20 protein-coding genes and 1 pseudogene are annotated in these 22,461 nt (G+C 44.1%); 15 read left to right on the top strand and 6 right to left on the bottom strand.

The annotated features are described in order from the left end of the window. Window positions 1–91: 91 nt before the first annotated feature. The 7 genes from IPJ71_14755 (at window position 92) to IPJ71_14725 (ending at window position 7,041) form a co-directional block, all read left to right on the top strand. On the top strand, window positions 92–1,000 hold the full coding sequence (locus tag IPJ71_14755; GenBank protein MBK7844922.1) for a hypothetical protein: 909 nt from the start codon (window positions 92–94) through the stop codon (window positions 998–1,000). A 110-nt stretch (window positions 1,001–1,110) separates the two neighbouring features. Then, window positions 1,111–1,851, top strand: a complete 741-nt coding sequence (locus IPJ71_14750; protein ID MBK7844921.1) for an outer membrane beta-barrel protein — start codon at window positions 1,111–1,113, stop codon at window positions 1,849–1,851. Window positions 1,852–1,873: 22 nt separating this feature from the next. Beyond that, on the top strand, window positions 1,874–2,848 hold the full coding sequence (locus tag IPJ71_14745; protein MBK7844920.1) for an MBL fold metallo-hydrolase: 975 nt from the start codon (window positions 1,874–1,876) through the stop codon (window positions 2,846–2,848). A 34-nt stretch (window positions 2,849–2,882) separates the two neighbouring features. Further along, window positions 2,883–3,383: a hypothetical protein gene (locus tag IPJ71_14740; GenBank protein ID MBK7844919.1), complete on the top strand. Its 501-nt coding sequence runs from the start codon at window positions 2,883–2,885 to the stop codon at window positions 3,381–3,383. A gap of 55 nt (window positions 3,384–3,438) precedes the next feature. Then, on the top strand, window positions 3,439–3,900 hold the full coding sequence (locus IPJ71_14735) for a hypothetical protein (protein ID MBK7844918.1): 462 nt from the start codon (window positions 3,439–3,441) through the stop codon (window positions 3,898–3,900). After that, window positions 3,795–5,498: a ribonuclease R gene (gene rnr / locus IPJ71_14730; protein MBK7844917.1), complete on the top strand. Its 1,704-nt coding sequence runs from the start codon at window positions 3,795–3,797 to the stop codon at window positions 5,496–5,498. Before IPJ71_14735 ends, rnr begins: the two co-directional genes overlap by 106 nt. Before the next feature lie 16 nt (window positions 5,499–5,514). After that, the gene (locus IPJ71_14725) at window positions 5,515–7,041 is read left to right on the top strand and encodes an AarF/ABC1/UbiB kinase family protein (protein ID MBK7844916.1); all 1,527 of its coding nucleotides are present in this window, start codon (window positions 5,515–5,517) and stop codon (window positions 7,039–7,041) included. Between the two features lie 83 nt (window positions 7,042–7,124). On the opposite strand, the gene IPJ71_14720 is transcribed toward IPJ71_14725, so the two are convergent. Both IPJ71_14720 and IPJ71_14715 read right to left on the bottom strand, forming a co-directional pair. Beyond that, the gene (locus IPJ71_14720; GenBank protein ID MBK7844915.1) at window positions 7,125–7,958 is read right to left on the bottom strand and encodes a flagellin FliC; all 834 of its coding nucleotides are present in this window, start codon (window positions 7,956–7,958) and stop codon (window positions 7,125–7,127) included. A 390-nt stretch (window positions 7,959–8,348) separates the two neighbouring features. Beyond that, complete coding sequence (locus tag IPJ71_14715; protein MBK7844914.1) at window positions 8,349–9,197, bottom strand: flagellin FliC; 849 nt, start codon at window positions 9,195–9,197, stop codon at window positions 8,349–8,351. Between the two features lie 213 nt (window positions 9,198–9,410). Here IPJ71_14715 and IPJ71_14710 point away from each other — a divergent pair, with 213 nt between their 5' ends. Continuing rightward, window positions 9,411–10,793 (top strand): radical SAM protein, encoded by a 1,383-nt coding sequence (locus IPJ71_14710; GenBank protein MBK7844913.1) that lies wholly within the window; start codon window positions 9,411–9,413, stop codon window positions 10,791–10,793. Here the strand turns inward: IPJ71_14710 and IPJ71_14705 are convergent. Then, window positions 10,732–11,259, bottom strand: a complete 528-nt coding sequence (locus IPJ71_14705; protein MBK7844912.1) for a dihydrofolate reductase — start codon at window positions 11,257–11,259, stop codon at window positions 10,732–10,734. The genes IPJ71_14710 and IPJ71_14705 overlap by 62 nt on opposite strands. Then, window positions 11,259–12,053: a thymidylate synthase gene (locus tag IPJ71_14700; GenBank protein MBK7844911.1), complete on the bottom strand. Its 795-nt coding sequence runs from the start codon at window positions 12,051–12,053 to the stop codon at window positions 11,259–11,261. The genes IPJ71_14705 and IPJ71_14700 overlap by 1 nt, the downstream gene beginning before the upstream one ends. Window positions 12,054–12,183: 130 nt before the next feature. Here IPJ71_14700 and IPJ71_14695 point away from each other — a divergent pair, with 130 nt between their 5' ends. The 7 genes and pseudogenes from IPJ71_14695 to IPJ71_14665 all read left to right on the top strand — a co-directional run bounded on the left by IPJ71_14695 (window position 12,184) and on the right by IPJ71_14665 (window position 19,927). Beyond that, window positions 12,184–13,491 carry an HD domain-containing protein gene (locus IPJ71_14695; protein ID MBK7844910.1) on the top strand — a complete coding sequence of 436 codons (1,308 nt, stop codon included), beginning with the start codon at window positions 12,184–12,186 and terminating at the stop codon, window positions 13,489–13,491. 101 nt (window positions 13,492–13,592) lie between these two features. Continuing rightward, window positions 13,593–15,429 (top strand): annotated as a pseudogene (locus IPJ71_14690) (carbamoyltransferase). A 36-nt stretch (window positions 15,430–15,465) separates the two neighbouring features. Then, a complete protein-coding gene (locus tag IPJ71_14685) occupies window positions 15,466–15,699 on the top strand; it encodes a hypothetical protein (GenBank protein MBK7844909.1) in 234 nt (77 codons plus the stop codon). 168 nt (window positions 15,700–15,867) lie between these two features. Continuing rightward, on the top strand, window positions 15,868–17,793 hold the full coding sequence (locus IPJ71_14680) for a hypothetical protein (protein ID MBK7844908.1): 1,926 nt from the start codon (window positions 15,868–15,870) through the stop codon (window positions 17,791–17,793). A 123-nt stretch (window positions 17,794–17,916) separates the two neighbouring features. After that, window positions 17,917–18,840: a glycosyltransferase family 2 protein gene (locus tag IPJ71_14675; GenBank protein ID MBK7844907.1), complete on the top strand. Its 924-nt coding sequence runs from the start codon at window positions 17,917–17,919 to the stop codon at window positions 18,838–18,840. Window positions 18,841–18,935: 95 nt separating this feature from the next. Next, entirely contained in the window at window positions 18,936–19,565 is a 630-nt protein-coding gene (locus IPJ71_14670) for a radical SAM protein (GenBank protein MBK7844906.1), read from the top strand. Then, window positions 19,562–19,927, top strand: a complete 366-nt coding sequence (locus IPJ71_14665; GenBank protein ID MBK7844905.1) for an SPASM domain-containing protein — start codon at window positions 19,562–19,564, stop codon at window positions 19,925–19,927. Before IPJ71_14670 ends, IPJ71_14665 begins: the two co-directional genes overlap by 4 nt. Before the next feature lie 23 nt (window positions 19,928–19,950). On the opposite strand, the gene IPJ71_14660 is transcribed toward IPJ71_14665, so the two are convergent. Both IPJ71_14660 and IPJ71_14655 read right to left on the bottom strand, forming a co-directional pair. Continuing rightward, the gene (locus IPJ71_14660; protein ID MBK7844904.1) at window positions 19,951–20,700 is read right to left on the bottom strand and encodes a hypothetical protein; all 750 of its coding nucleotides are present in this window, start codon (window positions 20,698–20,700) and stop codon (window positions 19,951–19,953) included. Between the two features lie 130 nt (window positions 20,701–20,830). Next, a complete protein-coding gene (locus IPJ71_14655) occupies window positions 20,831–22,390 on the bottom strand; it encodes a glycosyltransferase (protein ID MBK7844903.1) in 1,560 nt (519 codons plus the stop codon). Window positions 22,391–22,461: the final 71 nt, after the last annotated feature.

Here is a 22,461-nt window from a genome sequence, read left to right as displayed (position 1 = left end):
CGGAAATTCAATAGACAGACAGTGATTTCGTCTCCAGACTTTAGGCTAAAGGACTCTCGACAGGAATTCCAATTTAGGGAGCAGAAACGATGTGGAACAGAGACGTGATTTTGAGAAGAAAAGGGTTGCAATGAAATCTAGAGTGACAAGAATTTTGGCAATAAGCTCTTTCGGTGGAATTCTCCTATTTGCGGGATGTGAGTCTCGAGTGTCAAATGAATCCGAGATTCCGCTCAACCGGGAGAAACTTGATTTGTTGGGATCAATCACTGGCTCTTTAGATCGAGCGGCCAATGCCGTTGAGAAAGCTCGATCGGAGAGGGAAGAGGGAGCAAAAAGGAAGACCTCTTTTGACTTATCGAGTCAATTACTTGAAGATTCCCTCAGCGGAAAAGAAGATCCCTTAGTTGGCAAGATGGTTAAAGAGATCGGGCGCGAATTCTGTCGGATTGACTATTCGTCCTCGGGCGGTGAGACCACTGGCCTGAAAAATGACTTTCTGGTTGTCGAGGGCACGGTTTGTCCTATTTATTTTTCTTCTAGGGTCGAGAAGAAAGTGCAGGGCCTGAAAGAAAATATCGATTTTGAATATAAATATCAGGCCTTAGATTCAGGGTACCGCCAGCTGAATGATGTGGATCAAGTGCATCTCTCGGGTTTGGTGAGTTCTCGTGAAGATCGTGGTGAGAGACGATCAACTGGTTTTTTCGGGGGATCAATTCGATCTCAAAAAATGGGTGATTTTTTCTTAAAAATGGAAAGCAGCGTAAAAGCCCTTTCTCAAGGCGAGGCAGTGAAATTGGTGATTTCGATACGTTCAAATGAATTGCAAGCGAAAGCAGTAATAGAAGCTTTCGTTGACGGTCAGGGGGAGAAGACGGGTGCCAGATATTCGATCAACGGCAAGATCTTTGAGGAGAAGGAATTTAGAACTCTGCTAGGTCGGTTGTTAACCATTGAGTGGGCAAAATATTTCCTTTCTAAATTAACACTTTCTTAATTAATTGAGAACGGTTCAAGAAAGAGCGGACCGCTGAAAGTCTAGGGTTTTTACCTCTGATTGAACTCCAATGTATTTTCCTCGATCATTGACAGAAAGGGAGGGGAAAAATGCTGACATCTATGGTTCGTTTATTAGCAATTTTGATGACGATCTTGCCTGCGATGGGGTCTCTTGCTGCAAAGGGAGGCGGGGGGGGCTGGTCGTTGGGTTTAAACCTAGGTATCACGGCCGCTGATCAATCAGATCTGAACAAACTCTCCACCCGAGCAAATCAGCGAGCTGGAGGGATTTCAACTCCTCAGCTTGGCAATGCCTGGGAAGGCAATGGTTTCATCAGCTATCGCTTTTCGGGAATGACAGCTTTTCAGTTACGGTTGGGAATGATGTATCAAAACGGGGACGGCTCAGATGCTCTTGGTAATAATTATGAGTATGGCCTCATCGGTGTGACAGTCTTTCCGATGTTTAGATTTTATCTTCTCGAAGATACAGTGATTAAATTTTATACCCAGTTGGGGCTGGGGTGGGGAACCGTCTCTGGAGACATAAAAGAGGGCAGCAACACTCTTGAATTTTCTGGAAATGATCTCGGTTATTTGGGAGGCATCGGAGCTGAATTTTGCTTTCTGAGCCCAAACCACTGTTTTAGTATTGAAGGAAACTTGAGAATTCTGGGTATTGAAAGACTTAAGGCATCCTCGGTCTCTGGTGATTTCACCTCCGGGTCTCCCAGTCCTGCGAGTTTGAGTCAGGCGCAAAACGGCAAAGAAGTTGAACTTGATGGAAATGACTTAGGAGTCACTTTGTCAGGCATTGAGGGATTTGTGGGGTATAATTTCTATTTTTAATTGAAAGACGCTGATCATGAATTTGCGAATTAGATTGTGGGGGGCGCGCGGATCACTTCCTGCCCCCGTTCCGCCCGAATATCTTCGCAGCAAAATACAGAATCTGCTCGAAGAGTATGAAGACTTTCGAAGATCCAATTCTGGAGGAGTCACGGAATTCCTTGGGAATCTTCCTCCTTATCGGGTGGGAGGCTACGGAGGACACACGGCCTGTATTCAAGTGACGAGTCAAAAGGCCGATTTTGTTATCGATGGGGGGAGTGGAATTCGTCGGTATGGGGAGTCCCTTTTAATGGGGCCTTGCGGTTTAGGAAAGGGTGAAGCCCATATTTTCATGACTCATTTTCATTGGGACCATTTGATCGGTTTGCCATTTTTTGTCCCTATTTTTATTCCAGGGAACAGAATACATTTTTATGCTGTTCAGGAGGATCTAGAAGACAGAGTGCGCGAAATGTTTTGTAAACCACACTTTCCGGTTTCCTTTGAACAGCTGGGAGCCCATATTACCTTTCATCGATTGAAGCCAAGAGTTCCTTTTGTCCTGCGTGATGTAACGGTCATTCCCTATCAATTGGATCATCCCGATCCTTGTTGGGGCTATCGTTGCGAGAGTGGTGGGAAGGTTTTTTCTCACTGTGTAGACACTGAAGGGACTCGAGTCAGCAGGAAGGACCTAGGACAGGATCTTCCCCTTTATGAAAATGTCGATTTGCTCATTTATGATGCACAGTACACCTTCCTTGAAGCGGCAGAAAAAATAAATTGGGGCCATGCCTCAGCTCCAATTGGAATCGATATTGGGATGCGTGAAAGAGTGAAAAAAATGGTTTTTATTCATCATGACCCAGCAGCCACGGATGAAAAAATTCAGAAAGTGGAAGAGCAGACTCGTTCCTATTACGAATCTGCGATTCGAATGGCATTGGAACAAGAATTGGATTCAAATAAATTAGAGTGGTGTTTTGGTGTTGAGGGCATGGTTTTTGACATATAATTGCTCGTAATCCCATCAGAGAGAGGCACAAAAAATGAGAAGCGAATTTAAAACCGATAAAAAGTGGCAGGGAGATCGGCTTATTTTGCGTTTTCAGGGGGATATTGATGAGAATGCTGAGTTTTCTAAAATTGACCTCAAAGGCGTTAAGCAGGCGACTTTTGATTTCTCGGGTATTCGCTTTGTCAATTCCATTGGTCTGCGGGGCTGGTTATTGTGGATTAGAAAGGTCTCTGGAATACAACTTCAATTTGTAAAGTGTCCCAGAAATGTGGTGGATCAAATGAATATTTTAGATGGGTTTCTCCCGCCAAATGCTCTGGTGGAATCCTTCTATATCCCCTATTACTGCTCCAAATGTGATCACACCGAAATGCACCTCGTCCATCGCGGGAAAGATTACAAAGAAGGAACAGCAGATGCAAAGGAGGGAATTTTGGTTCAGGATGGTTTCGCCTGCCCCAAATGTGGTGGCGTTGCAGAGCTGGATGTACTCAAGGAACGATATTTCAACTTTCTAAAATATCGAAAATAGGATAGGGTCACATCGCCAAAGCAGATCTCTATCATAGCATACCAAGCGAGAATCAATGAACAAGCGACGAACCAAACTACCCAATATATTGGAAGGGGTTGTCAAGCGACATCCCGATGGATTCGGATTTTTTGTACCGGAAAGTCCTGATATTCCAGATATCTATATTTCTCGAAGAGAGATGACTGGTGTCATGACTAATGATCGGATTAAAATCCGAGTCATTGCTGAAAAAGCAACACATCGACTTCGTGGAGAATTGATTGAAATATTGGTCAGAAGCACGGCCCGTGCGACGGGCCAGTATTGGGCGCAAGGGAAAGGACGGGGAATTCTTCATGACGTCAGTCATGGGTGGGGAGAAGATCTGACTGCAATTTGCCCAACTCACCTGGAAATCACTGAAGGAGATTGGGTGTTGGTGCAAATCAAATCCTTTCCAGGAGACAAAGGGGATTTTGTGGAGAAGTCATATCGGTCATTGGTGATGCTCTTGATCCGCTCAATGATGCGATGAGAGTTTTGCATACTCAGTCCATTCCTTACGATTTTTCAACAAAGACTCTAAGAGAGTCAGAAGAAATCCGAGATGATTTGAACGAACTTGAGTTTAAGCGTCGGACTGATCTGCGTTCTCTTAATTTTGTGACGATTGATGGTGTGACAGCGAAGGATTTTGACGATGCCATTTATGTAGAAACACTGCCTGTGGGATTTCATTTGATCGTGGCGATCGCTGACGTTAGTCATTACGTAAAGCCTGGTTCTTCCATTGATGAAGAGGCCTATGAGCGGGGTACCAGCGTTTATTTTCCGAATTTCGTTTCGCCGATGTTACCTGAAAGCTTGAGCAATGACTTGTGCTCTCTGCGTCCTGGCGTGCCGCGCCTGGCGCTTGTGGCAGATATGAAATTTGATTTTAGTGGGAGTCTTTCTTCACAGAATTTTTATGAAGGCGTGATTGAGAGCAAGGCGAGAATTACTTACGGTGAGGCACAAGAGATTATCGATGGCAACTGTCCCAGTCATTTGGAGCACGTAAAAAGCATGCTTTCTCGGGCGAGTGATTTGGCCCATATCTTTATGGAGAAACGGATCAGAGAAGGTTCTCTTGATCTGGAAATTCCAGAAACTGAAGTTGAAGTTGATGAAGGAGGGCAACCAGTAGATATCATTCGAGCGGATCGGCTTTTTTCTCACCGATTGATTGAAGAAATGATGCTTGCAGCCAATGTTGCAGTTGCCAAATTTTTTCATGGGAAGGAAGTTTCCGCCTTGTATCGCATACATGAAGTTCCAAGTGCAGATAGCATTATAGAATTGGAAAGATTTTTGCAGATTTTTGGTTTCAGTAAAGGACTTGGGGGAGGAAAGCTTCAGAAGAAAATTGGTCAAGCATTGGAGCATTTTGAGGGACAACCTCAAGAGCAAATTCTTCACATATTGACCTTACGAACGATGAGCCAGGCCAAATATAGCCCCGACAATTTGGGACATTTTGGCTTAGGATTCGAGTTTTACACGCACTTTACTTCACCGATCAGGCGTTATCCCGATTTGATTGTTCATCGCCTCCTTAAGGCTGTCATCGCACCGGAGAGGGGATATGAGTTCGTTCCCTATCCACAGTTGCAATCAATTGGAACAATGACAAGTGCGCGTGAACAACGGGCTGCAAAAGCGGAGCGTCAAGTTAAGGCGATTAAAAAGGCCAGGTTCATGGCCAAACATTTGGGAGAGGAATTTGATGGCATCATCAGCTCAGTGGCGAAGTTTGGTATTTTTGTCCTTCTTCGCCAATTTGATGTCGATGGTTTGATAAGAACGGAAGCCCTTCCTCAAAATGATCTTAAATTTGATGAAGATCATTTGAGATTGATTGGTAAAAAGTCTGGAGTATCTTATAACATTGGTGATGTCATTCGGGTGGCGGTAGCTAGAACTGACACTCAGGATGGAAAAATAGATTTTCTACCTGTATTGGAAGGCAAGCGTGCTGAGCTCCTATCTAAAGAAACAGAATCCAATCACAAGCGCTCTCAGACTCAGAGAGATAGTGGCAGTGTTCGCAAGGCACGGGTTTCAAGAGGTCGCCGAAAGGGCAAATCTCGGTAGATTCATTTTTGACAAGTTGAGTTCCCAAGAGCTAGCCGGTTTATCAGCTGGCGAGAGGTTGCGCCTTTGCTTTGAAAAGTTGGGGCCTGTTTTCGTTAAATTGGGTCAGTTGTTGGCCACTCGTCCCGATCTTGTTCCTGCCGATGTGGCAGAAGAATTAAAGAAGCTCCACGACCAGGCTCCAACTCTCGATTTTACGCTCATGCAAGTCATTTTGGAGGAACAGTTTGGGGCCCACTTGCAAGATATTTTTGAATCAATTCAACGAGAACCAATGGCAGCGGCGAGTATTGCTCAGGTTCATCGGGCGATATTGAAAGATGGCTCCCATGTTGTGGTCAAGATTCAGAGGCCTGGCATTCAGGATATTATTGCTGAAGACCTGAGTATTATGTACACCCTTGCCGGATTGCTCGAGAAGCATGTTGATGAGGCCCGCTTTTATTCTCCCACTGCTATTGTGAATGAGTTTTTTCGTGCTCTGGAGCAGGAAACAAATTTTGTCATAGAGGCAAACAATATTCGCCGATTTCAGAGAAATTTTGCGAGTGAGCCAAGCATAAAAATTCCCAACGTGTTCATGGAGCTGACGGGAAGAAAAGTGATTGTTCTTGAAGAGTTGGAGGGCGTTCCGCTGAGTCACAAAAATGCCCTGGCACAGGAGGGGATTGACCGGGAGGCCATTTTAAGAGTGGGGCTCAAGTGCTATCTAAAAATGGTCTTTACGGATGGGCTCTTTCACGGAGACCTACACGCTGGAAATCTCCTTGTATTGCCCAACAATCAGATTGGTCTCATTGATTTTGGTTTGGTGGGTCGGTTAAATAAGAAAACTCAAAATGCAATCGCCAGTATGTTGGTAGCTTTGTTTACCGAAGACTATGAGAGGCTCGCTTATGAGTATGTTGATATGGCCCCTTATACTGGGCATGTGGACGTCGATCGATTTGCTAGGGACTTGCGCGATTTAATAGCTCCCTATTACGGTCTCACACTTAAAAATGTGAACGCCGGTCGCCTGCTTCTTGACTCAACTGGAGTTGCCTCGCGCCACGAATTAAAATTACCAACAGAGCTTGTCTTATTTTTTAAATCCATCGTTTCCATTGAGGGGATGGGACGGATAGTAATGAAGGATTTTGATTTTCTATCTCATTCGCTTGAGTTCGCCGATGAATTGGTCAAGAATCGATATGAAACCTCGAAGGTAATGCGCGACTTGACAGCTGCTGGTAAGGATCTGAGCTCCGTCATGTCGGGCTTCCCTCGGCATTTGAAACAATACCTGAGGAAGATCAATAGTCCATCTTATGCAATAAAGTTAGATATTTTGCAGATGACGCAAATGTCTTTGACGGTGGTGAAGTCTGCTCACACAGTTTTTTTGGGTCTTGTGATTGGAGGCTTATTGATATCATCTTCTCTTTTGATGGTAATTGATCGCGGTCCAAAGGTATTTGAATTGCCTGTCCTGGCGGCCTTAGGATACGGAATTGCGTGTGCACTTGGTCTTGTTGCCTTTTATCGTTATCTAAGATCATAGAGAACTGGTTGTTGGAAAAGGACGCTATGGCGGTGGCGATTTTGAAAATCACCACCGCAAACCCGCTGTTAAACTCTCGTTGACTAACCCAATAGTTTTAGTGCCACCTGTTGAATTGAATTGGCCTGACTGAGTACTGAAACTCCAGCCTGTGTCAGGATTGAGTTTCTCGTCAATTCGGCAGATTCAGCTGCGACATCAGAATCACGAATTCGTGAGTTTGCTGCCGACAGATTCTCGTGGGCGATGTTAAGGTTATTGATGGTGGATTGCAGACGATTCTGCATAGCCCCAAAATTTGCTCGCATCGCATTGACCGAAACCATTCCAATATCGACGGCACTCAGACTCGTCTGTGCCTGCTCCTTTGTGGCGACCGACTCGGCTGTAATACCGAGCGCTTCGAGCGAAGAATTGGCTGCGGATGTATTAAACGAGATCCTATCTTTAAAGGGGTCATTGTTCACTCCAACTTGAATGTCCATGACTCCACCGGTTCCGTTTAACAAATCGTACCCATTGAACGAAGTGACCTCAGCAATTCGCTGAATCTCCGACTTGAGCTGTTGATATTCCACATCAAGGAATTTTCGTTCAACATCTCCGATGGTGTCTGAAGCTGCTTGAATTGCCAGCTCACGCAGACGAATCATCATTGCCGAAACTTCATTCAATCCACCCTCCGCTATCTGAACCAGAGAAACACCATCTTGGGCATTTCGATTGGCTTGTCCCAAACCCCGAATTTGCGCTCGGAGATTCTCACTGATCGCGAGTCCCGCCGCATCGTCAGCCGCCTGATTGATTCGGAAACCCGAACTCAGTCGAGCGAGAGACTGATCCATTGCTCGGTTGGTATTCACCAAGTTTCTCTGGGCATTCAGTGATGCCACATTGGTTGATATCCTTAAGGCCATAATTATCCTCCTTGCATGGCTTATCCTCCTTGATAGCTGCCTTCCATTGGCATTTAAGTGCGTCATGCACTCATTGTTTTTTAATGGTTCTTTGGAAAATCCAAAGAGCTCCAAAGTCAGATCGTCATAATTAGATGGGAGTTTGAGTCCAGATTTTCAATTATTTTTTTGATGATCCAGGAGACACTGACGCAGTCCCAGGAATCTTACAAGCATTCCCTTGCGTTGGCTTCAATCAAATTGGAAACCGCCACTATGAATAGGGCGGTTTCCCGCAGGAAACAGTAGCATTCGTTCAAGTACCCACCGACTATTTGCCGGGGAGGCGGGAGATTAACTCCGCGCCCGTGAGCTAAAGTTCGTGAACCTAAAGTGCACTCAGTAATTTAATTAACTACCGAGTGAGCGGTTCAAGAGACCCAGTGCAACTTGTGCAGATTGATTTGCTTGTGCGAGCACCGATGTTCCAGCATTCAAAAGGATGTTATTCCTTGTGAGTTCAGCTGTTTCTTCGGCAATATCCGCGTCGCGAATCCGGCTGTTGGCTGCAGACATATTTTCGATCGATACCGCAATGTTATTTAGCGATGACTGCAGCCTATTTTGGATGGCTCCAAAATCTGCTCGCATTGCTGAAACACTCACAATTGCTGAATCGATAGCACTTAAACTGTTCTGAGCCGAAGCCTTATCTGCTACACTTGTTAAATTCACCCCTAAAGCAGCTGCGTTAGAGTCTGCTTTAGAAGCGTCAAAACTTAAGCGATCAATGTTTGGATCGTTACGAGTGCCAACCTGAAAATCAAGTATTGAACCCGTTCCGCTCAACAATTGAGTTCCGTTAAATTCAGTCCCATCGGCAATGCGATCAACTTCGGATACGAGTTGATCATACTCCACGTTGAGGAACTGCCTCTCCACTGGCCCGATCGTATCAGAAGCCGCTTGCACGGCAAGCTCCCTCAGTCGAATCAATATGGAGCTGACCTCGTTCAGGCCACCTTCTGCAACTTGGACAAGTGAAATGCCGTCCTGTGCATTTCGTGAAGCTTGTTTCAAGCCACGTGTTTGTGCTCTGAGGTTTTCGCTGATAGCGAGTCCGGCTGCATCGTCCCCGGCTCTATTGATTCTAAAGCCAGACGACAATCTTTCCAGACTCTTGTCGAGTGCGAGTTTGGTACCCATCAAATTTCTTTGGGCATTTAGACTCGCGGTATTGGTGTTGATTCTTAAACCCATTTTCCTCCTCCTTGAAGAACACGGCATCACTTTGTGAAGCCAACAGATCAATCTTTGATCTGAGGGTTGCTATTCTCTCAATGAACTCATCGGCGTCTCATTGCGAGGCTTAATAGATTGCAGTGAGATCTGGTCTTTGGGATTGAACTGATGATGAATTTCTGATTTTATTGCTTCATTTCAAGGTCAAACTGAGGAGGAGAGAGGGGAGAAATGAGTGAGGATGATTTTGACCCTTACCGAGGCGATCGCGTATCTCCGACCTTTTGCGTTCTTCCTTGGATTCATCGATTTACAAATGTCGGTGGTGAGGTCCAGGTTTGCTGTGTGAGTGAGGAGTACAACAGTAATAACATTGATGAGAACGGTATTCCCATTAATATCAGTAGGATTCATGATGACGAAGTTTTGATGAATACCAGTTTTATGAAGTCCCTCAGAGTTCAGCAAATGAAGGGAGAGTGGTCTAGAATCTGTGAAAGGTGTCGAATCACAGAAAATAATGGGGGATTTAGTCGTCGCCAGTTTGAGAACGCAACTTACCATCAGTTTATCACACGCGCCATCAATGACACTCGACCGGACGGAGGAACTAAAGTCAGAATTCGATCCGCCGATTATAGATTGGGCAATCTTTGTAATTTGGCATGCCGAATGTGCAATCCTCGCTCATCTTCCAAGTGGATAAAGGACTGGCAGAAGATCGATCAGAAATGGTTTGGTCAATCCGAATCTGAACTGGATCAGTATCGTCGCTATCGTTATTATGAGAATCCTCAAATTTGGGAGAGTTTTAGAAAGCAAATCCCGTATCTCAGGCACCTTCATTTTGCAGGTGGTGAACCGATGATCGTTGCCCAAATGATCTTGGTGATGAAAATGTGTATTGAAGAAGGACGGGCAAAAAACATTTGGATTTCCTACAACACCAACATGACGATTATTCCAGATGAGGTAAAAGAATTGTGGCCTCATTTCAATCACGTCCGAATCTATGCAAGTGTTGATGCCTATGGAGACTTAAATGACTACATTCGCTTTCCAGCGAGGTGGAAAGACATTGAGAAAAACCTTTTTGATCTTGAACAGAATTTTGAGAAGTATGGGATACGATTGGTTTTGATCAACACGACAGTTCAAATGTATAACGTCACACAGCTTGATCGTTTATTTGGATATTTGAGTCAGTTTGAGCGAATTATTCCCATTCCTAAGTTAGTAAATCTTCATCATCCCTATCATTATCGAACCCAAGTGTTACCTCAGGAACTAAAAACTTCGGCCAAGGAGCGTTTGCTTATTGCGAGAGATGAAGCAGAAAAAGTAATGAGGCGTCGAGTGAGAATGAAGAGATATCGGTTTTACCTCGACCTTGTGGGCGAAACGATTGAATTCATGGAGAGTGAGGATCGTCAGGATTTAATTCCAAGTTTTGTGAGAGCTGCTTTTTCTAAAGATGCGCTTCGAAATGAAAATCTTTTTGAGGTAATTCCTGAATTTAATGTTTTGAAAAAGCATCTCTCTCAGGGGTCACTTAGCAAAGACTCAAATGATCCTTCGATGAACGACGAGAAGGAAGTCTTTCAAGTGTTATAAAAGAAAAGGGTAATGGTTCCTCTCGATCTGAGCGAGAAACCTCTATAAATTTGGTTTTATCAGGCTGAGGGTAGAATGTATCGCCTTGAATTTCTTGATGAATTCGTGTCAGGTAAATGCGTTCCACGAGGTCCATTGATTGCGTGAAAATTTCTCCGCCTCCAACGATGAACACTTCGTCTCCCCAGGTGAGGACCTCCTTTTGACAATGGGCCAATGCCTCAATTAAATCTGAAACAATCAAGGTTCCTGCGGGATGATAATTCTTCTGTCGGGTCACGATAATATTGAGACGCTTAGGAAGCGGACGACCAATTGATTCAAAGGTCTTTCGACCCATGATGATCGCGTGTCCAAGAGTCTTTTCTTTAAAAAATTTTAGGTCTTCAGGTATATGCCAGGGGAGTCCGCCGTCGCGACCAATGACTCCGTTTGTTGCGGCTGCCACGATGTGAGAAATAGTGATCACACTGATACCTCGGCCTTAATATGGGGGTGAGGATCATACCCAACGAGTTGAAAATCGTCATATTTAAAACCGAATATATTTTTAATCTCTCGATTGATTGCAATTTGTGGTGGCCTTTTCGGTAGACGCGTGAGCTGCAGACGGGCCTGATCCAGATGATTGAGGTAGAGGTGAGCATCGCCGAGAGTATGAATAAATTCACCTGGTGTTAGGTCGCAGACCTGAGCCATCATCAGCGTAAGCAGGCTGTAGCTTGCGATATTAAAGGGAACTCCCAAAAATACATCAGCACTTCTTTGGTACATCTGGCAGCTTAAGCGACGGTTTGCCACGTAAAACTGAAAGAGCGCGTGGCAGGGCGGCAGCGCCATTTTATCTATTTCGCCGGGATTGTAGGCAACCACCATCAAGCGGCGTGAATCCGGAAAATTCTTAATTTGTTCGACAAGTTGGGTGATCTGGTCGATGACTCGACCATCTGGAGTTTTCCATGATCTCCACTGGGCTCCATAGACGGGTCCAAGATTCCCTTCCTCATCAGCCCAATCATCCCAGATACTGACTTTATTATCCTTCAGGTAGCCAATATTCGTGTCGCCTGAGAGAAACCACAGCAACTCATGAATGATTGACCGCAGATGAAGTTTTTTTGTCGTAAGCAGTGGAAATCCTTCTTGTAAGTCAAAACGCATTTGGTGACCAAAAACACTGAGAGTCCCGGTTCCGGTTCTATCTGATTTTTCTGTGCCGCGATCTAGGATGTGGGAGACTAAATTTAGGTAGGGCGTCATCTGGGTTCCTCAATTTTTGGGCGAGCATAACCTGCCCTCAGGCAAGTTCCAAGATGAGTTGAACCTTGTTTGCTCGGCGCGACATATCTGATAGTGAAGAGATTAGTTTTGGCCGAATGAAGGAGAGAGAATGGAAATTCGAGACCCAATTCATGGATCATTGAGTTTTGAGGAGAACGAGATTGCGGTGATCGATCACTTGGCTTATCAGAGACTCAGAGCGATCAAGCAATTGGGATTCATGGAATTCAGTTTTCCGGGAGCCACTCATAATCGATACTTGCATTCTCTTGGAGTCTGTCATTTGGCCGGTCGCGCTTTTGATCAGATCTTTGGGAACTATCCCTTTCCAAATAGCGCAACGAGTCGTAGATTGAGGCAGTGCATGCGTTTGGCGGCATTGCTGCATGACATAGGGCACGGCCCGCTAAGTCATACGATTGAGGAGGTCATGCCTCCTCTGAAGGATCTGAATATCTCGGCCTATCAGCACCGGCGATTGAAACCTGCCACATCCAACGAATCATCTGTGCAAGCTAACCACGAGGACTACACGATCAAGTTTATCACAGATTCCTCTTTGACCTCCGTCTTGAGAGCTCAATTTCCAGATATATCTCCCTTACATATCGCCTGTCTTGTCGACAAGTCTTTGAGGTGTCCAGATGATTTTTTTCGAGTTGGAGACCATCAATTCAGGACGATCCTTAGCCAGATTGTGAGTTCAGAATTGGACGTTGATCGCATGGATTATTTGGAACGTGATGCCTATTTTTGTGGGACAAACTATGGCCGAGTTGAATTGGGTTGGTTGATTGGAAATCTAACATACCATGAAAAGGCCGGAGATTTACACCTTGCGCTCAATCGCAGGGCTCTCTACACTTTTGACGATTTTCTTTTAGCCCGTCATCATATGCATTTGATGGTTTATTTTCACCACAAGAGCATCATCTTTGAAGAGATGCTGATGCGATATTTGATAAGTGAAGATTGTGAGTTTTTTCTTCCTTCAAATATCGAGGATTATATTGGCTATACAGACTACGCACTTTTTCAGCACTTGGCACAGGTTGATAATCCCTGGGCGAGGCGAGTTGCCGAGCGTCGGCCATTTAAGATGTTGTTTGAATTTCACTCCACCGCAGAAAATTCTCGTACAGAGGACATGGAGATTTTTTTAAATGGAGAGGGCATAGAAACTGTGTTTGCGAGTTCAACAGCACGCCTCAGCAAGTATCATAGTCCGAGTGAAATTGAACGTGAAACTCAGATATATGTCGTCGATCAGTATGATCGTCATTCAAAACCATATCCCATCGAGGAGTCGACGGAGATTTTTCAGAAATACGGAGAGATTCGTCGTATCGAGAGAATTTATGTAGCCCCTGAGAATTTTGATCGGGGTGAGGAAATTCTGACGAAAAATGATTTGTAAACCGAACGGACGAAGTTGCTCTTCTTTCGGAAGAATAGATTGTTTGTTGAAATATCTCTTGCTAGCCTCATAAAGTGATTTTTCTCTCAAGGAATGAGTAAATGTATATTCTTGGTCTTTCTTGCTACTATCATGATAGTGCGGCAGTTCTGATAAAAGATGGGGAGATCATTGCGGCGGCCCAAGAGGAGAGATTCACTCGAGTTAAGCATGATCCCTCCTTTCCGACACAGGCCATTCGATTTTGTCTGAGCGAGGCAGGGATTGATCTCAAAAAAGTCAGTTTTATTTGTTATTACGATAAGCCCTTTTTAACTTTCGAACGACTCTTGGAAACTTACATTGCGATGGCACCGAGGGGTCTACGGTCATTTGTGACGGCGATGCCAACCTGGTTGAAAGAAAAATTGAATCTCAAGTGGCTTTTAAAAAAGGCAACTAAGAGAGATAGAGCCAGGTCTAAAAGCGCATGAGCTGCCACCACTCCTTTTCTCTCGTCATCATTTGTCTCATGCGGCAAGCGCTTTCTACCCAAGTCCTTATGAAAATGCCGCGGTTCTTTGTCTTGACGGAGTGGGGGAGTGGGCCACCACTTCAGTTTGGACGGGCGCTGGAAAGAATCTTGTGCCGGAGTGGGAGATCCGATTTCCACATTCTCTGGGTTTGTTGTATTCTGCTTTTTCATATTTCGCGGGTTTCAAGGTGAACTCCGGAGAATACAAACTGATGGGCTTAGCTCCCTACGGTGAGCCCACTTACGTCGATCTCATTCGCGACCATCTCATTGACATTAAAGAAGACGGCACTTTTCGTTTAAATATGGATTATTTTGGGTTCGCCACCGGACTAAAGATGACTAACAACAAATTCAATTCCCTTTTTGGAGGACCTGAGAGAACCAAGGATTCCCTTTTGACTTTGCGCGAGATGGATATTGCCAAATCAATTCAAGTTGTAACAGAAGAAATTATATTGAAACTCGCCAGAACAATACGAAAAGAAACAAAACAGAAATATCTTTGCCTGGCGGGCGGTGTGGCTTTGAATTGTGTAGCAAATGGAGAATTGGCTCGCCAAAGGATCTTTGATGGTCTTTGGGTTCAGCCAGCAGCAGGGGATGCAGGGGGAGCCTTGGGGGCGGCGCTCTGCGTTTGGCATCAACACTTGGGCCACGAACGAAAGATCGACAAGAGAGACAAAATGAAGGGTTCGTATTTAGGACCTCACTTTGATTCTTCGGCCATACAGATGTTTTTGGATCAGCAGAATGCAAAATATGTTCGACTCGGAGATCAAGAATTAATTGCTGAGGTTGCTCGTTTGCTTGCAGAAGGTCATATCATAGGATGGCATCAGGGCCGGATGGAGTTTGGTCCGCGCGCCTTGGGTAACAGATCTATTTTGGGAGATCCACGCAATCCTCTGATGCAGACAACAATGAATTTAAAAATTAAATTTCGCGAATCTTTTAGGCCATTTGCTCCCGCCGTTTTGGCTGATAAATCAAGTGAGATATTTTCAATAAATGAGTCAAATCCATATATGATGATCGTGGGCCATGTTGCCGAGGCCTGGAGAAAACCCGTGGTCGAAGCAGAGAGGTCACGGCGTGGACTTGACTTGCTAAAAGTCCAGAGATCGAAGGTTCCGGCGATCACTCATGTCGACTACTCGGCGCGAGTTCAAGCTGTTTATCGAGAAACAAATCCTTTGTTCTATGATTTGATCAAGGCCTTTGAGCAGAGGACAAATATTCCCTTGCTGGTAAACACATCCTTTAATGTGCGCGGAGAACCTATTGTTTGCGATCCAAAGGAAGCGTACAATTGTTTTATGGGTACAAATATTGATTATTTGGTTTTGGGCTCATTTCTTTTAGAAAAGAGCGCGCAGCCTGGAAAATCTGAGGACTTTGTGCAGGTTTTTGGCGATGATTGAGTTTTCTAGACTTTTTGATGGAGCAAATCGAGAACGATGAGCAGGCTGAAGCGCATTTATCATCTTTGGATGAAGTTTAGCGAGATCTTGGGGCGGATTGTCTCTGGGTTTTGGTTATCCGTATTTTACTGTTTAATTATCACTCCTGTTGGTCTCTTATGGCGTCTTTTGGGGCACGATCCACTTCAGTTAAAATGGGAAAAAGGAAGAGTGAGTTACCGAGAAATCAGTGATAAATTGGATCCACAACACATGGAGTTTCCCTATTGATAAAAGATCTTCTTATAGACCTCTGGGGCTTTATGAAAGTTCGGAAGAAATTTTGGTTAGCACCCATTATTTTAGTGATGGTACTTTTGGGTCTTCTGCTTATTTTTGCCCAGACGAGTCCTTTGGCGCCATTTGTTTACCCACTTTTTTAGAGCAGGGTTAAACGGAGTGAAGCAATTGAAGGCGGTTATTGAAGGGCTTTCAAGGTTCTTTGGTTTTTACCAGTGGGCTTTGGTGGCCTTTTCGTGTTGTCTTTTTGTATGGCTCTCTCAAAAAATCTATTTTGCGGATTCTGAGCTTTTTTCTCTATTGATCACGAGATCCACTGACACCATAGATCGTGGACAGGCCTATAAGTTGCTGTTTTCTGTGTTTCTTCGGTTCATTTCGCTGTTTGAGTTTCACGAGGCCAATTCAATTCTTTTTTCAAGATTTATTTTTGGTCTCGTGGGAGTTCTCAATCTTATCTTGGCAGCATCTCTCTACCGGATGGTTTTTCGTCGCCCCCGCTTAGAGACCTTAACCATTCTTTTCATTTTGGGCTTCAGCTTTTATGTAGAACGAGGATTTAGGATCAGGGCCGACAATTTGGCTGCGACCTGGCATCTTCTCATAATTTGGTATTACTTTAAGTACTGGCTTTATCGAAAAGGTGGCAAGGCTCCAGGCAATTTACAAGTTTTGGGTCTTGTTCTTTTGGAAAGTCTTTTGTTGGCAACGACGATAAAGGGCACAGTTATATTCGTCTCTTTACATGTTCTCTATTTTGTCAGTATTCAGGGAGTTCACTTACAAAGGAGGGTGGAGCTAAGTACTGGAATTCTGCGTAAGCTACGAGCAGAACTTGATCTATTCTTGATTGGATTGATCCTAATTCAATATTTTGGGTTTAAAACAGATTTTTTTCAGGTCTTCTTTGGCACTATCGATTATTTGTCCGAATCGATAGGCCATGGAGCAGGAATGCCCGAATATTTTTCTCCCGAGTCCTTTTTTCATGTTCGGTATTTTTTGCAGGAAAACGTGGTCTGGAGTTTGTTGATTTATTTGCCAATTGTATTTGCAATTGCCCGAATGTTTCGCCGGGCTTTGTCAGGAAAAAACTGGGCTGATCGTATCTCTTCTTACTATCTGTACTGTTTTTGTCTTATTTGCGTTTTTGTCATTTTTCCAGAGAAATATCCCTTTTTATTAGTTGGCTTGCTTCCTGTGCTGAGTCTTCCTGGAGTGCGCTTCGTCACGTATATTTTTTTTAAATTAACTTACGTGGTTAAGTCATGGAATCCTGGATTTTCAGAACGGTACAAATATGCTGAGATCCTGGTCGTAGGCTTGTGCCTGTTATCTATTGGGTGGTCCGTGGCCCGAGTCTTTTCCCGGAGTGGGAATTGGGATCAGGTACAGTTTATTGAAGATATGACACGATACTTCGATAAGCAGGGTCGGGTGCGCTATTATGATGTCGTTGGCAGCATTCCCGATCACGAAGCTGTTTTGGCTTTTGTCGGGCCTAATCAGGGTGCACAAAATAGGGATGCTTTTTCTCAATTGCTTGAAGCCTCTCCGAACTTCGTTTTTTACACAAAAAAGATGAATTTTTTAGAACCGCAGATCAGTGGTCTGCTGAGTCGGTCCTATTTATCATTTGGAAATGGAGTGTATGCGCGCGGAGCAAGATTCAAAATTGACGAAAATAGAACGGTAGCGACTGATTGGATGGGAAAAACTTACAGAAAAATCAATGTCGCTGATCTTGACAGAGTGATTCGCCTGATAGAAGCACCCTCGTTCGCAGTGCCAAGGTATGTTCAGCCACGTGATCTGGTTCCTTCAATATTTGGTCGATCGGTGTACTTTTATTCAATTTCTAATAATGGTGCATTAGCTTCGCTTGAGGACCTGATGGTCGAGAGATCGGACGGCTTCGTCAGCGTTTATGATGATTCAATGTCGTGGGGGACCGTGAGAGAGAAATTTCAGTCCTTTTTGGTTTCCTCCGAGGTTCCTGAGATTGGAATTTCAGCGCACCCGCCTCTTGATTTTACCATCAGAGATAATTTATTTTTTCTCTTTGCCTATGACAAAAATTTCTAAATTAAAAGGAAAATATTTGTAGTTTTCTCCCATTCCTTCGAACAAGCATTGATTCACTCCAGATTTTGATGGAAAGTATTTACCATCCAAAAATTGAAGTGAACAGAATGGGACGGAGGAATTTTGGATATTTCAATTATCATCCCGACATCTGGTCGACGTGAAATCTTGAATAGGACTCTCAACTCTCTCAGGGAGAATATCCCTGTTGGGCGGTCGGTTGAAGTTATTGTCGTCTGCAATCCCTGTAATATTAATGTAAAAGAGACGGTTGAGAGATTTAGCGATTGCGATATTCCGGTAAAATATATTGGCTCAAATAAAATTGGAACGAATCGGGCAAGAAATTTGGGAGTTGAGCATTCCAGGGGAGAGAATCTTTTGTTTCTTGACGATGATGTCCAAATTCCTCATTTTCAATTTTGGGCTGAAATTTGGATGCTAGATTTCGAAAGTAATTCGGAGGTGGCCGCGGGCGGCTACTATCTGAACAGGCCTGAGGCAAAGATCTCTGAGATCATATACAATGCTGCCGCTGGGCTTTGGTTAATGAAAAGTCGAGCAGGGGGGGGTGCGTGCAGTCCTTTGCTTCTGGGCGGCTGTTTCCTCGTTGGACGGCAATTATTTCAGAGAGCGGGTGGGTTTGCTGAAGCTGCTCAAGATGCGGCGGAAGAGGATCGTTTGTGCCAACGGCTGAGTTTTCTGGGTTGCCCTCCCTTGTTGCTTGAGGAGCTTTCGGTTGTTCATGAATTCCAAGGTGGGTTTCTGAGACTTTTTACAAATGCTTTTCGTCACGGAATTGCTAGAGATCAATCAAATCGAAGTGGAAGTTCGACATTTTCAATGAGACAGACTTGGACGCTGGTAGGCAAGATTTTGGACCTTCATTGCATTAGCTTGCACACTTCAAAAGGCTGGGCTCTGATTGGAGGGCTATTTTGCTATTTTTTGGCTTTGGTTGTTGGTTCCCAAAAAAGGCTTGTCACTTTTGAGAAAATGCTTGTTTGGGAAAGGAAGAAATCAAGTTTTGCGAAGGGAATTGTATAGTCATGGCTTGGAGTTCAGCAAAAGATATTTCAGTTTTCTGGTTCAAAGCCAAATGAGGTGCAAAGGCATTTGATGAAAAGAATGCAGATGTTGATATCTCCCTGGCCTATCCCAAGGAGATTCGGATCGAGGCGTCGTCCTATTGTCAACTGAAGTGCCCGTCTTGCCCGACATCTCAAGGCCTCATACACAAAAGCGTCGTGGGTTCAAAATTCCTGAAAATAGATGATTTTAAGCGGATCGTTGACGGGGCGGATTGGCTTAAAGAAATTGAACTATCAAATTGGGGCGAAATTTTTCTCAACCCAGATATTGTTAAAATCATGAATTATGCGTTCAAGAAAAAAATTGAACTAGTGGCCTACAATGGCGTCAATTTCAACAATGTTTCGGAGGAGGCACTTGAAGGCTTGGTGAAGTATCGCGTAAAGGCCTTGACCTGTTCTATAGATGGAGCCTCGCAAGAAACGTATGTGCAATACCGGATAAGAGGAAATTTTGATCGAGTTATAGCAAACATTCGTCGCCTCAATGATTTCAAAACAGCCTATAGAAGTCCCCTTCCACGATTAACTTGGCAATTTGTGATGTTTCAACACAACAAACATGAACTGAATCGGGCGAAAGAACTGGCTTCTGAGCTAGGTATGGAATTTTATACCAAGGTCTCTTGGGATGAAAAATTGGCGGCTAAAAATGATGAAGGAGAGGTCATTCAGGTATGAGCGAAGAAATTCAATCTGTCGATCAAGAGCAATCTTTGGCTGAAACCATTGTTCGCTTGGAGGCCAATAAAAATCAGTATTATAAGGGAATATGCTATCAGCTATGGACCCAACCACAAATTCACGCTGACGGAAAGATACTGGGCTGCTGTGCTAACTATTGGGGAGATTTTGGGAGCGTCTTTGACTATCCAACTTTATTTGAAGCTATTAACAATGAAAAAATGCAATATGGTCGCCGGATGTTAGCTGGGGAGGCGATGGAGCGCTCAGATATCCCTTGTACCAACTGCCATCATTTTAAAGCCATCAAAGAAATGAAAAATTGGGTTACAGTTCAAGAGGTCAGTAATTCCCTCTGATATTTTGTCTCTCATGAGGACATTTAACCGCTTTTTTCCATAGTCTGCCCAAGAATTCGTTTTCGATATTGATAACTCAGCACGTAAAAAGGCTTTCTGATAGGCAGAGATAAATCAAAGGCTAGCCACAATCCTGGTACAAGAATCTTGTGGAAGAACCCTCGCACTCCTATTTGATAAAAGGGAACCGCGATTTTCCATTTGAATGTACCCCAAACTTTGCAATAGAGAAATCCTCTCAATTCAAACAGCCGCCAAAAAGCCCAATTCTTGAAAAAGCTCAAAATGAGCAATAGACCTTTTATGCGCCAGAAGGACCAACAAAGTGAAGGCCAGATAATCCGCCAGTAAAGACGAATGAAGGGGTTGTCATGTACGGAATGAACGCTTTTGTAATAGGTCGGCATGAGACCCTTGTAATACACGGGCATGAGACCCTTGTAATACACGGGCATGAGACCCTTGTAATACACGGGCATGAGACCCTTGTGATACGCGGGCATGAGACCCCTGTAATAAATGGTGGAGCAGGCTGGCAAGAGACCCTTGTGATACGCTGGCATCAGGATTTTCCAACGGAGTGTGCCGAGAACCTTCCAGCGCAAAAGATGGGAAAGACCATAACTACGCCAATAAAGCCAGTTGGAAATCACTTTCACTCGCCAAAGGAGCCAGCAAGCACTTGGCCAAATGATGCGCCAATAAGTTCTGCGAAGAAGCCCTCCTGTGAGGCGCACTCCTGATTTTGGTGCGGGATGAAGCAAAAACCACATTAACCTCCATTTCATCATTTGAAGGTAATGGGAAAACCAAAACGAGGTGCGATGTTTGCTAATTGTCGGAAGAGAAATTGTAAAAGACTCAGTTGGTGCCAAAAGGCCTCGAAAGTCTTGATAGGCAGAATCATCGAGAGAGTGGTGAAAAAATCCGGCAGGTTTTTGCCAAAATCATTTGTCGGCGCACAGGAGATCTTTCGTATTCTGATTGGCAGGGAGGCGGGTGCAAGTGGTAGAGGGCTGTATCACTCAATAAAAAGCGAGCTCCGTCCTTTGCCAATCTGTAACCAAGATCGACATCCTCAAAGCCGTAGTAGAGAAAGGTTTTTCTAAACCATCCAAGCCTTTTAAAATCGGCGGCCTTTACGGCAAGTGAGTGAGTGCAGGTGTATTTCCAATGATTGTGAAGCGTATTCCAATCACTTGAATTTTGAAACGAGGCCCAATAGGGATCTTCAGGGTAGGTGTCAATCTCAGGATCAATGAGATTGTAGCTCGTTAATTCATTGCTGACATCTTCGTTGAGAAAAAGACGCTTCCCCTGAACAATTTCATATTCATTCATTTTTGAAATGAGATCGGAGAGATAATTCGCCGGGATCAACATATCGGAATCTAAAAAAAGGAGAATGCGACCCCGAGAATGCTTGACCCCAACATTTCTGGCTATCCCTGCTCGAAACTGGCTATCGCCTCGCTTTCGAGGAGTTAACCTTGAAAAAAAGAGAAATTTAAAGTTTCTTTGATTTTGAAAGGGAGTAACAAATTTAAAAAAATCCTCTTGGGTTCCATCATTGCTTCCATCGTCAACGATGATAACTTCATATTTATCTGGGCTCAGACTTTGCTTGAAAATATGACGAACAACATTTTTGATATAGCTTTTGCAATTGAAGCTTGGAATAATCACAGAAACTTCAATTGATTCAGTCGACGCAACTTGTGATTCAAATGAAGGATTCAGTTCGGGTTCTAAATCTCGGTCCGATGGGATGTGTGGTTCAAAGATATCCACGCCCTTCGGACCTCGAATCGACAAATGTTTGTTCTTTCGTCTCACGTGGTTCGATATTTTCCTCAATGACTCATGAATACTGGGAGTGAGAAGCATTCTGCGAGTTTCAATAGGATCGAGAGGAAAGTAGAAATGAAGCTGATTTAAAACTGGTTGAGGAAGTTGAGCGACGTATTTCGATAGGCCGCCGAAGTTTTCCCCGACAAGAGTAAAGTAGACATACTGAAGTGAAGACAAGGTGTAGCTGATAAATTCATTTTCAGCAACTCCAGGCCTACCGAGGATAACATTGAGAAGGAGCCCCTGTTCAACCAATTTTACGAGAGTGTCTCGAAATTCACTCACCCAAACTATCGCGGATACCTGTGCAAAGACTTTAAGACCACGTTGCTTTGCCGCACTGATGATTTCCGGGGCATCTTCTTGCAACATCAGGTAGCAAGGAAAAATCACTCCGAAATATTCACCCCTTTTTGCTTTATCAAGACTAAGGAAAATCTCTGATCGTGATTTATTGTCACTGAGACCCCCAGTTTCAAAGCATTTTCCACAAAGGCACTTCTCTTCTTGAGAAAAGGGCAAAAAATAGAGTCGGCCTTGCCAATCGGTAATGTTGTTACACGGGCCAAGTTCACTGTTTAATGGATCTAGAGCGACAGGATCTCGTTGCATGACCAAAGTATCCTTGATGTTGTTTTAGTGACCAGCCTTCAATTTGATCCATTTCTTGTATCTTTTGAACT

It is taken from the genome of Bdellovibrionales bacterium (assembly GCA_016714165.1).
GTDB lineage: Bacteria > Bdellovibrionota > Bdellovibrionia > Bdellovibrionales > UBA1609 > JADJVA01.
This window is presented reverse-complemented; position numbering and strand designations above follow the sequence as displayed.

Excerpts from the sequence above, each read along its gene's own strand:
- IPJ71_14655 (MBK7844903.1), bottom strand. The coding sequence starts at position 22,390 with ATGCAACGAGATCCTGTCGCTCTAGATCCATTAAACAGTGAACTTGGC.
- IPJ71_14750 (MBK7844921.1), top strand. The coding sequence starts at position 1,111 with ATGCTGACATCTATGGTTCGTTTATTAGCAATTTTGATGACGATCTTG.
- IPJ71_14715 (MBK7844914.1), bottom strand. The coding sequence starts at position 9,197 with ATGGGTTTAAGAATCAACACCAATACCGCGAGTCTAAATGCCCAAAGA.
- IPJ71_14695 (MBK7844910.1), top strand. The coding sequence starts at position 12,184 with ATGGAAATTCGAGACCCAATTCATGGATCATTGAGTTTTGAGGAGAAC.
- IPJ71_14740 (MBK7844919.1), top strand. The coding sequence starts at position 2,883 with ATGAGAAGCGAATTTAAAACCGATAAAAAGTGGCAGGGAGATCGGCTT.
- IPJ71_14710 (MBK7844913.1), top strand. The coding sequence starts at position 9,411 with ATGAGTGAGGATGATTTTGACCCTTACCGAGGCGATCGCGTATCTCCG.
- IPJ71_14660 (MBK7844904.1), bottom strand. The coding sequence starts at position 20,700 with ATGTGGTTTTTGCTTCATCCCGCACCAAAATCAGGAGTGCGCCTCACA.
- IPJ71_14735 (MBK7844918.1), top strand. The coding sequence starts at position 3,439 with ATGAACAAGCGACGAACCAAACTACCCAATATATTGGAAGGGGTTGTC.
- IPJ71_14685 (MBK7844909.1), top strand. The coding sequence starts at position 15,466 with ATGAGCAGGCTGAAGCGCATTTATCATCTTTGGATGAAGTTTAGCGAG.
- IPJ71_14665 (MBK7844905.1), top strand. The coding sequence starts at position 19,562 with ATGAGCGAAGAAATTCAATCTGTCGATCAAGAGCAATCTTTGGCTGAA.
- IPJ71_14700 (MBK7844911.1), bottom strand. The coding sequence starts at position 12,053 with ATGACGCCCTACCTAAATTTAGTCTCCCACATCCTAGATCGCGGCACA.
- IPJ71_14720 (MBK7844915.1), bottom strand. The coding sequence starts at position 7,958 with ATGGCCTTAAGGATATCAACCAATGTGGCATCACTGAATGCCCAGAGA.